The organism is Chryseobacterium caseinilyticum (assembly GCF_014837145.1).
GTDB classification, from domain to species: domain Bacteria; phylum Bacteroidota; class Bacteroidia; order Flavobacteriales; family Weeksellaceae; genus Chryseobacterium; species Chryseobacterium caseinilyticum.
Genome location: NZ_JACYFS010000005.1, coordinates 1 through 11,629, shown reverse-complemented (window position 1 = coordinate 11,629; position 11,629 = coordinate 1). Strand labels below are relative to the sequence as shown.

Genomic DNA, 11,629 nt, shown 5'->3' with positions numbered 1-11,629 from the left:
TCGAAAATAAGTGATGAGCAATTAGTAATGAGTAATTATTAATGCAATTGACACAAGTTTGATTAAAACAATATCAAGGATTTAACCCATTGGCTCTTTTTACTTTTGCCTTGATTCTTTACTTGGCTCTTTTAACTCTAAACCTGGCTCTTTTTTAAACATGGAAATTACAACACTACAAACACAGGTCGACGAATGGATCAAAACCATTGGTGTCCGATATTTTAATGAACTGACCAACATGGCAATGCTAACCGAGGAAGTAGGAGAAGTTGCCAGAATTATTGCCAGAAGATACGGCGAACAAAGCGAAAAGGAAAGCGATAAGACCAAAGATCTGGGCGAAGAATTAGCCGATGTTTTGTTTGTAACTTTATGTCTGGCCAATCAAACCGGTGTCAATCTGCAGGAAGCTTTTGACAAAAAAATGAAGATAAAAACTGATCGCGATAAAGACAGGCATCAGAATAATCAAAAATTGAAATAGAAACTCATGAAGTATCGCTTTATTTATATATTTTTCATTCTTACTTATTCATTTTATACCTCTCAAATTTTCCTACCCTATCGCAAAGGTGACAAATTTGGAATTTCTGACGAAAACGGAAAACTGGTGGTTCCTGCACAGTTCGATAAAATCGCTGTTGGATATAATAATGATTTTACAGGAATTAAAATCAGCCCAAGTTTGAAAAAATCTTACATTCTAAATGACAGAATCATTTTGAAAGACACCGATTTTGCCTATTTTGAAAATGAAGGAGATTTTGTAAAAGCTGTTAAAATAAAGGATAAAGAAGCCTATAATGGTTCGCACGGAAATCCGAATTATCTTTCAAAGTTTCTATACAATCTCAAAGGTGAACAGATTCTTGACCGGGCTTACAACAATATTATTGTAATTGATGAAAGCGCAACCAAAGGAAATGCTTTAAAAGAAACAGCACTTTTACTTTTGTACTCTTACGAAAACCATTATGGATTATACCAAATCGATAAAAAGCAAAAGAAAATCATCAAAACTTTTTTTGAAAATTCTTATGACGTAGATACAGATTATGAGAAGTTTCCAAAATCTTTTGCCGTAACGTACGATGCAGGCGGGATGAAAAAGAAACTGCTAATCGATTTTGAAAACGGAAAGATTAGATCATCAAAAACAGAAGAATTAGGATATAGCAACGATAATGATCGTATCGGTTATGGCCGCTCCGGTTATTCTTCGTACGAAGCCACAAAAATGCCGAATTTTGAGATAGAAAAAAATCCCATACCAGAAAACTCAGAAGGAAAAATCATTCACGTAAGAGAATCTTTTGAGGATAAAACAACGGAAGAATTATCTTTTGAAACAAAGGACGCCTCTTATGATTACGCCTATCTGAAAAAAGTGAAAAATAAATACGGATATTTTCTCACTAAAGAAAATCATTATTTAGTCGCTCCGAAATATGATAAAATAATGATTGCGGACGGTCACGGAGTTTTTGCCAGCGGATTTATAGTTAAAAATTCAGAAAACTATCAATATCTGGTATTCATGAATAAAACTCAGGAATTCATAACACCTGAATCTAAAATGATTCCCTATTTTTTCCGGAGAGATTATGGAAAAAAAGGGTTTCAACTCTTCAAAATGTTTGATAAGGACAATAAATTTTTCTGCTACGCAGATCAAAACGGCAAATTATACTATTCAAAATGATTCTAAAAAAATCTTCACTTAAAAACAATACAACCATACAAATCAGCGGTTCGAAAAGTATTTCGAATCGTTTGTTGATTTTGGAAAGCCTGTTCGAAAACATAGAAATCAGTAATTTATCCAATTCTCAGGATACCCAGTTATTAAAAAAAGCATTATCCGAAAATTCTGAAACTGTTGACATTCATCACGCAGGAACAGCGATGCGTTTTTTAACATCTTATTATTCAATTCAGGATGGGAAAACGACAGTTCTTACCGGTTCGGGAAGAATGAAAGAAAGACCAATCAAAAATTTGGTTACCGCTTTGCAAAATTTGGGAGTTGAAATCGAATATTTGGAAAATGAAGGTTTCCCGCCTTTGAAAATTACGGGAAGAAAAATTACTGAGAAGAAAGTTGATGTTCCGGCTAATATTTCAAGCCAGTTTATCACTTCTCTTCTTTTAATTGCCGGAAAACTGGAAAACGGTTTGGAAATCAATTTGGTTGGCGAAGTTACTTCACGTTCATATATCGAAATGACTCTCAATATTTTAACCCGTTTTGGAATTAAAAATAAATTTGAAGGAAATACAATCAAAGTTGAATCATTCATCAACCACCAACCATCAATTATCAATTATGAAGTAGAAAGCGACTGGAGTTCTGCGTCTTATTTCTATTCATTCGCAGCGATTGGAAGAGAAACTATTTATCTGAAAAGTTTTTACAAAGACTCTACTCAAGGGGATTCTGCGATTTCAAAAATTTATGAAGATTTCTTCGGAATTAAAACCATTTTCACTAAAGAAGAACACCAATTGACACTCCAACTTATTAAGGATTTTAAGTTTCCTGAAAAAATTGTTTTGGATATGAACAACTGTCCGGATATTGCACAAACCCTTTGTGTAACGGCCGCAGCTTTAAAAATTCCATTCGAAATTTCTGGATTGGGAACATTGAAAGTGAAAGAGACTGACAGACTTTCAGCTTTAAATATTGAATTAAAAAAACTGGGTTGCGAAACTGAAATTGGAGATTCAACTATCAAATCAATCAACTTTAGAGAAGCACATGAAAACATTTCCATTAAAACCTATCAGGATCACCGGATGGCGATGAGTTTTGCACCGTTTTGCCTGATTAAAGAATTAAATATTGAAGATGAGGATGTTGTGGAAAAGTCTTATCCGATGTTTTGGGAGGATTTAAACTTTTTTTTGAAATATTAATTTACTTTTTCTCAGTAAACTTTTGGAGAAATAGTCTTCAGCCGTAATCATCACTTTTAAAATGAAAATATTATTCAGACAAAGCATTAAAAAGAAACCTAACAAAATCAACAGAGGAAAAAGTATCTGCCAAAGAATATCATCAAGAGTTTATTCATAAATTTACCATTCTTATCAAATTAAACCGTTTGAGAATGAAATTATAAATTCACAAACCGTAATTCAAATAAATATTTCAGTTTTAAATGTCACACCACAAAACAATCATCATCACCGGAACCTCCTCAGGAATAGGTTTCGTACTTGCAGAATATTTCGGAAAAAAAGGTCATCGTGTTTATGGACTGAGCCGGAAATTTACCGAAAGTCAATATTTTAAATCAATCCCTACCGATATTACAGATAATGATGCCGTTCAGAATGCAATTGCCGAAGTTTTAAAAACCGAAAGTAAAATCGACGTGCTTATCAACAACGCCGGAATGGGAATGGTAGGTGCTGTGGAAGATTCTTCGAAGGAGGATATCTTAAAATTATTTAATCTGAATCTTGTGGGAGCAGTACAAATGATGACCGCCGTGATGCCGAAAATGCGCGAGAATAAATTCGGGCAAATTATTAATGTTTCAAGTATCGGAAGCGAGATGGGACTGCCTTTCCGCGGATTTTATTCAGCTTCGAAATCGGCTTTGGATAAAGTAACCGAAGCGATGAGATATGAAGTTTATCCGTGGAATGTGAATGTCTGTTCGCTACATCTGGGTGACATAAAAACCAATATTGCAGAAAACCGCGTAAAAACAAAAGTGACTGAACCTTACAAAAGTGTGTTCGATAAAGTATATGCTTTGATGAATTCCCACGTTGGCGACGGAACCGAACCTCTGGAAGTTGCTGAATATATCGATCAACTTTTAACTAAAAAGAAGTGGAAAGCTCACTATTATTTCGGTAAATTCGGCCAGAAAATCGGTGTTCCTCTGAAATGGATTCTGCCACAGGGAACGTATGAGAATTTGATGAAGAAATACAATAAATTGTAAGATTTATAGTTTGAAGTTTGAGATTTGAAATTAGTTCTGAACATATTCTTTATCCTGATCTGCGTTTTTGCACAAGCGCAGAAAAAACAGTATTTTCTGATTGACACTGAAACTAAGGTCAGAAAAAAGGTAAAAGATTCTGCGACGGCGGTAAAATTTCTCGATTCACTGGCGCAGAGCAACTACTTTTTCACAGAACTGAAAGAGGTTAAAATAAAAGGAGATAGTACAGAAATTTTCTTTGACAAAGGGAAAAATTATAATATAACTTATGTTTCACTTTCAGACTCCATCGTCAAAAAACTGAAAACTGAGAAAGAGTTTTTCACCAAAAATCTGGATTCCACAAAAAACAGGATTAACAAAGCCTATATCGATGACGGTTTTGCATTCAGCCGTTTAAAATCTACAGTGAAAACCAAGAAAAACGGTTATCCAGTAGTGGAACTTGACATTAATAAAAACGATAAACGTACGGTCGACGGCTTTGTGATGAAAGGTTACACCCGGGTTCCGAAGCGTTTTGTGAAAAATTTAAATAAAGAGTTTAAAGGTAAAAATTACGATGACAAAAACCTGATTGCCATCAACAAACAGTTTCAGGGACATCCTTTTTTATCGCTTGAAAGGCAGCCGCAAACTTTATTTACAAAAGATTCCACGCAGATCTATCTTTTTTTAGAGAAGAAAAAAACAAATACTTTTGACGGAGTCATCGGTTTTGGAAATGACAAGACCGAGAAATTTACCTTAAACGGTACGCTTAACGTGAATTTCAAAAACATGTTCAACGGCTTTGAAACCATCAATCTCTACTGGCAGAGAAACCCTGATAAAGGACAAAATTTCGATCTCCAGACTGATATACCGTATCTGTTTAATTCCAATGTGGGAATGAACATGAAGGTGAATATTTTCCGCCAGGATTCTACGTTTGCCAATGTGAAAGCTTTGCCTGCATTTTATTATCATATCAACAATCGCCAGAAAATCGGTTTAAGGGGAACATTTGAAAATTCAACCATTCTGGACAGCCTTTATGTGCAGGGAAAAGACTACAACAAAAAAGGTCTGGGAATTTATTTTGAAATGACTGAGCCCAGCGACATCGACCTTTTTCTGTACAAGAGCAGGATAAATTTCGGCTACGATTATCTTACGACAAGTTATACCAGAGAGAATATAAAATCACCGCAAAATCAGTTTTACTTTTTTGGTGAATACAATTATCATATCAACGGAAACCACTTCCTCAACATCAAAGGAGAAGGCGCTATGCTCGACTCCAAGGTTGACTTCACAGCCAATGAACTCTACCGTTTCGGTGGATGGAACTCATTACGGGGCTTTAACGAAAACTCTCTGACGGCAGATTTCTTTTACTACGGTGGTCTGGAATACCGCTATCTCATCGGCAATCAGGCATTTTTTGATGTTTTCGGTCAGTACGGTCAGCTCAATAATAAATCTCTGGGTGTAAAGCCAAAACTGTACAGTGTTGGCCTTGGTTTCAACTTCTTCATCCCTATCGGATTGATGAGTTTCCAGCTCTCCAATGGTAATGAATTTGGCAATCCGTTCAAATTTAATGACATCAAAATTCACTGGGGAATTCTAAGTCGTTTTTAGAAAAATTTCGTTATTTATAATAATTATAAATTACATTTTTTTAATCATATTTATTTATGTTTGTTGATTCTCCATTTTCAAAAAAAACCGTTTAAATATAAACTCAATCAAAAATTTATCAAAATAAATTTAATACCAAAATATATTTGTGGTTAAAAATATTTTAAAAGTTACTTGAATAATAAAGTAACTTACTGATTATTAAGTGGTAGCAATGATAAAAATCAAGTGAAAAAATTCATTCTAGTTTGAATTTTTTATAATTTTGCAAAAAAAATCATTGTTTATGAAAAAATTAAAATTTTCTTTATTAGCATTAGCTCTTGTTACAATCTCGGCTAATTTGAGTGCACAAGCTGATACAAACGTTGCAAGCCATAACATCGTCATTGGTGTTCCTAATGTTGCTTTATTAGACATCGAATCTGGAGTTGCCAATAACAATATTAACATGTCATTTACAGTTCCTACGGAGGCTGGTCAACCGATTACGCCAGTTGCTGACAATAATACACTTTGGCTTAATTATTCTTCAATTAAGAAAAACACTACTTACAGCCGTACTGTTTCTGTGAAATTAGGAGCCGTAATACCTGGTGTTGCTATAAAAGTAACTGCCGCTGGACATACAGGAGGCGGAGCCGGAACATTTGGGACTTCAACAGGACAACTGACTCTTACCGCTGTCGACCAACCTATCTTAACTGGAATTGGAAGCGCTTGGACAGGTGATGGCAATACTAATGGACATCAGTTAACGTATAATGTTGGTTATGGTGGTACCGGAACTGGTACTGGAACTGCAAACTATGCAGATTTGGTAGTAAGCACTACCACAGCAGTAGTGACTTATACTCTATCAGATATTTAATCTTTAATGTAAGAAATAAAGAAGAAGCTTATGGGGTTTCTTCTTTATTATTTTAAAATTCAAATATGATAAAAAAGTTTTTATTGTTTCTCTTATTCATAATAGCTTCACAATTTGTAAAAGCAGGAATTGTAGTAATAAACGGGCTCACTCACAGCTATCAGGTAGATAAAGGACAAGTTTACAAAGGAACGATAGAAATAGAAAACACTTCTACTAATCCCCAAAACGTTAAGCTTTTTTTACAGGATTTTAGTTATCAGTCAGATGGTTCGATCTTCTATACAGAACCCCTTACAAATAAAAGAACAAACTCAAACTGGATCAAGCTTAATACTAATCTTATCACTCTAAAAGGAAAGGAAAAGACTGAAGTTCGCTATGAAATTACAGTACCGAATTCGATTGCCGGACCTGGAAGTTATTGGAGTGTTATTATTGTTGAGCCTGTGGATGATATAACGCCTTCCGATAATAAACCGGGAGTAAATATTACATCCATTGTTCGTTACGCCATTCAGGTCATTACAGATTATAATACAGAAAAAGCAAAACCCGAATTAAAGTTTGAAGGTGTAAAAATAGAGAAACAGGAAAAACAAAAAATTCTAAAAATTGCAATTGCCAACACAGGCAATCTATACTGTAGACCAACAGCTAACGTAGAAATATATGATCGTAAAAACGGTCAGAAAGTGGGAAGTTTTTCTAGCCAGACAATGGGACTTTTACCAAATACTTCAAAAACATTTGATATAGATATCAGCAAAATTCTTCCCAATAAATATACCGCAGTATTATTGGCAACAGATGAAGACGAAAACGCTTTCGCTCTCAATGTTGAACTAGAGGTAAAAAATGATTAAAAATTGGATTCTTTATTTTATCTTATTGTTTCCCGTATTTATTTTTTCTCAAGATCAGAAAGAGTATGTCTATAAAAATGAAATTCTACAACCGGGAACAGCTACTTCTATTTCTTTCAAAATAGAAAACATTACTGATGAAGATAAGGTATATAATCTAGCAGTTGAAACGTCAAATCCCGGGATTACCACCTTACTCTCCGCAAACAAAATTGCAGTTGAAAAAGGGAAAAGCATTATCTACATAATACCTATCCATATTTCTTCAGACACTCCAAAAGGCACATACAACATTTCTTTACATATAAAAGATGAAAATGGCACAAAATTGACCAAGTACTCTCCAATGGTTATTTCAGGTGTGCGAAAAATCTCACTCGTCGCGGCATCAGCACCGGAGTATGTAAAAGCAGGAGATACCATCAAAGCTTCTTTTGTAGCCAAAAATAACGGCAACATGTCTGAAAAACTTTTCCTGAAAGCAGAAAATGCGCAAATAGATGTGGGAGGTGAAATTATTGTACCACCCGGAGAAACCAGATTAATCTATCTCAAGATTAATACTGATTCTGAAATAGGAAGTACCGGATACCAAAATGTACATTTGAATGCAGTGACAGAAAATCATCCAAAAGAAAATCTAGATGCGTTCAGCAATGTAACAGTCATACCCATAAAACCGGTTGATAAAGATATTTATTATCGCTTTCCTCTTGCAACATCAATAAACTATATTGGCAGAAGAGATCGGGGGGAATATCAAGACGGTTTGCAAGGAGAAATTTATGGCATTGGCAGCTTATCAGATAAAAACGAAGATGTTTTAGAATTTCATGCTGTTACAAAAAACCCAATTGAACTTAATTCCTTTACTCCGTACGAAGAATATTATGTTTCTTATAGAAGAAAAAATTTATTTGCCCATTTAGGTGACAAATCATATTCTGCCTCTTATCTTACTGAATTTGCAAGATACGGGCGAGGTGCCGAACTGAGCTATCAATTTAAAAAAATTACAGTCGGAGGTTTTTACAATCATCCCCGTTTTTTTCGGGACATAAAGGATGAATTTAATGTGTACTCAAAATACAACTTTAATAACCGGACTGAAATTACCGCAGGCTATTTATACAAAATACCGATTACAGAACAAGATGGATTAAATACTCATCTTCCCTATGTAGCCGGTAAAACCCGATTATTTGAGATAATAGATGTACAGGGGGAAGTTGCGTACAGCAAAAACAGACAAACTGAAGGTACTGCCTATATGATACAGACACAAGGCAATTTTAATAAAATGAGTGCAGGATTAATATATATGAAATCTACTCCACTGTTTGCAGGATACTTTACAAATACCAATTCTATCACGGCAAATATCCAATACAAAATATCAGATAAGATAGATCTGTCTGCTAATTATAGAGAAGATGCAAGAAATTTTAAAAGAGATACACTTTATGGCGTTGCACCTTATCAGAAATTTGCGCAATCAGGTTTTAATTATAAATATTCTTCTAAAGGATCGCTACTTATTTTTGGTGGCTATCAAAATTATGAGGATAGAATGGAAAAAAAACAGTTTAATTATGAAGAGATTTTTGTGCGGGCAGGAATTAGTCAGGAGGTAGGAATTTTCAGATTAGGAGCCGAAACTCAGTTTGGGAAAACAAATAATTTTTTGCTGGGAATTTCAGGACAGTCTAATACATACACATTAAATTTTGGCCTCGAAAAATTCAAAACCTCATTGAATGTTTACGGAAGCTATGCAAAAACTTCGAGGTATGAATTAAGAGATTATGAACAAATTTATTATGGAGCAAGATTAATAAGTAGATTTAATGGAAAAAGTTCTTTAAGTATATTTTACCAAAATAATTACATTCCGGAGCAGACTTTTAATGACAGAAATCTTTTTGAAATTCTCTACCATCAGCAACTGTTTCGAAATCATGAGTTTGATATTTCAGGAAAGTATACTTTGCAACGCGGGCAAATCGGAGATAAAGATTTCACAGTATCAATGCGGTATACATTACGGATTAATACACCAATAAAAAAAATCGCAGAATATGTTACTCTGTCCGGAAATATCGCAAATTTTGGTGTAAAAAAAGTGAATGGCATAAAACTGACATTAGGAAGCCACATTACAATCACTGACAAAGACGGTAATTTTCTTTTTAAAAACATTTCTCCCGGCAACTACTATTTGGAATTGGATCGTTCAACCACAGAGATTACGGAAATTCCTGACGTACCATTTCCAGCAGAAATAAATCTTATTAACAAAGAAAATATCTTTAATTTTGGACTGACAAAGGCTGCAAAGATTGAAGGTTTTATTCAGCTTAATGAAGACAATGGAAAAGATCAATATTCATTTGCTCATTTAGCTGCCAAAGAAAAAAAGAGGCAGGAAAGTATTATCGTTGAGGCTACAAATGGCAAACAGGTATTAAGAAAAATTTGCACTGTAGGTGAAAATTTCGACTTCACTTATCTTCGTCCAGGTAATTGGACAGTCAAAGTATATAGGAATGGTATGGATAAACGTTACAAAATAGCTGTTGAACAATTTGATTTCATATTAAAAAGTGATGAATCAAAAAATATTCTTATCAATATTACAAAACAACAGAGAGAAGTAAAATTCCAGCAGGAAACGATTAAGGTAGGTTATAATGATAATAAAAAGAAATGATGAAATTAAACTTTACAGTATTAACAGTCTTTTTTTTTAATATGATGTCCTTTTTGTCGTATTCACAAACTTCTGTAAGTAACAAAACCATTAATATTTCTCTACCAATTAAGGCTATTGTAGATTTGGAACCTTCGACTAATGTTAGTTTAACTTTCATAAGCCCCGCGGAAGCTGGAAATCCCTTAACAATATCTTCGCTTAATGCTACAAAATGGATTAATTACACTTCAATAGTTTCCTCTATTGGGCTAAACAGAAAGATTACGGCAAGAATTAGTGAAATAATCCCTGGTATAAACATAAGACTTTCCGTTGCTAACGCTACAGGAAGTGGCGGCGGCGTTTTAGGTACATCCACGGCTACTAATCCAGTCACACTTTCTCAAGCAGAACAAATTATTATTACCGGAATTAGAGGTGCGTATACTGGAGATGGCATCAATAATGGTCATCAAATAAACTTATCTGCGAGTGTGCAGAATTATGCTGACATAGTAAAAACTGATAAATCTATATCAATTACTTATACTATCAGTGAATAAAAATTGAACGATGCTTAAATTTTATTTATTAATTAGACTGTTTGCTGCTACTCTTATTTTTAGTGCTACTCTCGTAAATGCTCAGATAAATTCTGGAGGAAGTGATTGGAACATTACTCCAACAACTAATATTACAGAAGCTGGAACCGACTATCCACAGAATATTCCTCCATACACATCTTCACAAAATCAAATAGTACTAAGTGGAACCTTACCCGCTTCTCTACTAAGCCTCTTTAATTCTAATAGTGTAAAGGTAGGAGTACATTATTTACCTACACCAAATAGATGGCATAATTCCCTAAAAATAGGAGTAAAAAGAACAGGAGGAACAGCTGTAGTTAATGGTTTGTGTTTTGGATGCTCAGCTAATATATCCAATGGTCCTGTTACTGGTTTTCAACTAATTTCTGATAATTCCCAACTGCTTTTTTATATAAATTACAATGGAGGTATCGGATTAGGTAACTCTGTAAGTTATTCAGGTGTAAATATACAGCTTGAGTTAATTGGCATATCTGCCGTTGTTCCTGCTGATGCTCAAGCAGCAATTCTTTTCACCATTATGTCACCATAACAATATTTTAATTTAATTTGATTAGCATTAACATATTAAAATAGAAAACAAGCACGACTTTAAACCATTTCAAAATTATCTTGATATTTATTACAGACAAAAAAATTGTTGGTAATAGGAAAAACATAAATCAAAATAATCAGCGACAGTTATTTTAGTTTTAATATCATTTATTTCATATATTATTTCAGCAATCATCAAATTCATTTATTAATATTAGACAAAATACTAAATCCCACATCTCGCACCTTAAATTTGAATCTTTAACATTGACTTTCAACCTGAACCTTTTTGCGTTTAGCACAAAAAAAAATCCTCAATCAATTAAATGATTGAGGATTTAAATAAAAACTGGCGGCGACCTACTCTCCCGCTTTCGCAGTACCATCGGCGCTGGTGGGCTTAACTTCTGTGTTCGGAATGGGAACAGGTGAGCCCCACCGCTAAAACCACCCTAAAGGCTGTA

Annotated in this window: 10 protein-coding genes and 1 rRNA gene; 10 read left to right on the top strand and 1 reads right to left on the bottom strand. The window is 34.2% G+C overall.

Annotated features, from left to right (window positions below):
* Positions 1-160 precede the first annotated feature (160 nt).
* The 10 genes from IC610_RS14825 to IC610_RS14780 all read left to right on the top strand — a co-directional run bounded on the left by IC610_RS14825 (position 161) and on the right by IC610_RS14780 (position 11,163).
* A complete protein-coding gene (locus IC610_RS14825) occupies positions 161-487 on the top strand; it encodes a nucleotide pyrophosphohydrolase (protein WP_056075266.1) in 327 nt (108 codons plus the stop codon).
* Between the two features lie 6 nt (positions 488-493).
* The gene (locus IC610_RS14820; protein WP_191737554.1) at positions 494-1,705 is read left to right on the top strand and encodes a hypothetical protein; all 1,212 of its coding nucleotides are present in this window, start codon (positions 494-496) and stop codon (positions 1,703-1,705) included.
* The gene (locus IC610_RS14815; RefSeq protein WP_191737553.1) at positions 1,702-2,922 is read left to right on the top strand and encodes a 3-phosphoshikimate 1-carboxyvinyltransferase; all 1,221 of its coding nucleotides are present in this window, start codon (positions 1,702-1,704) and stop codon (positions 2,920-2,922) included. Before IC610_RS14820 ends, IC610_RS14815 begins: the two co-directional genes overlap by 4 nt.
* A gap of 245 nt (positions 2,923-3,167) precedes the next feature.
* Complete coding sequence (locus tag IC610_RS14810) at positions 3,168-3,965, top strand: SDR family oxidoreductase (protein ID WP_191737552.1); 798 nt, start codon at positions 3,168-3,170, stop codon at positions 3,963-3,965.
* A gap of 24 nt (positions 3,966-3,989) precedes the next feature.
* Positions 3,990-5,594: a BamA/TamA family outer membrane protein gene (locus IC610_RS14805; protein WP_191737551.1), complete on the top strand. Its 1,605-nt coding sequence runs from the start codon at positions 3,990-3,992 to the stop codon at positions 5,592-5,594.
* Between the two features lie 343 nt (positions 5,595-5,937).
* Positions 5,938-6,465, top strand: a complete 528-nt coding sequence (locus IC610_RS14800) for a hypothetical protein (protein ID WP_228462939.1) — start codon at positions 5,938-5,940, stop codon at positions 6,463-6,465.
* An 83-nt stretch (positions 6,466-6,548) separates the two neighbouring features.
* Positions 6,549-7,331 (top strand): WxL protein host-binding domain-containing protein, encoded by a 783-nt coding sequence (locus IC610_RS14795; RefSeq protein ID WP_228462938.1) that lies wholly within the window; start codon positions 6,549-6,551, stop codon positions 7,329-7,331.
* Positions 7,324-10,041: a hypothetical protein gene (locus IC610_RS14790; protein ID WP_191737548.1), complete on the top strand. Its 2,718-nt coding sequence runs from the start codon at positions 7,324-7,326 to the stop codon at positions 10,039-10,041. Before IC610_RS14795 ends, IC610_RS14790 begins: the two co-directional genes overlap by 8 nt.
* On the top strand, positions 10,038-10,586 hold the full coding sequence (locus tag IC610_RS14785; protein WP_191737547.1) for a hypothetical protein: 549 nt from the start codon (positions 10,038-10,040) through the stop codon (positions 10,584-10,586). Before IC610_RS14790 ends, IC610_RS14785 begins: the two co-directional genes overlap by 4 nt.
* Positions 10,587-10,596: 10 nt before the next feature.
* Positions 10,597-11,163, top strand: coding sequence for a hypothetical protein (locus tag IC610_RS14780; protein ID WP_191737546.1), 567 nt, complete (start codon positions 10,597-10,599; stop codon positions 11,161-11,163).
* A 349-nt stretch (positions 11,164-11,512) separates the two neighbouring features.
* On the opposite strand, the gene rrf is transcribed toward IC610_RS14780, so the two are convergent.
* Positions 11,513-11,620, bottom strand: a 5S ribosomal RNA gene (gene rrf, locus IC610_RS14775).
* Positions 11,621-11,629 lie beyond the last annotated feature (9 nt).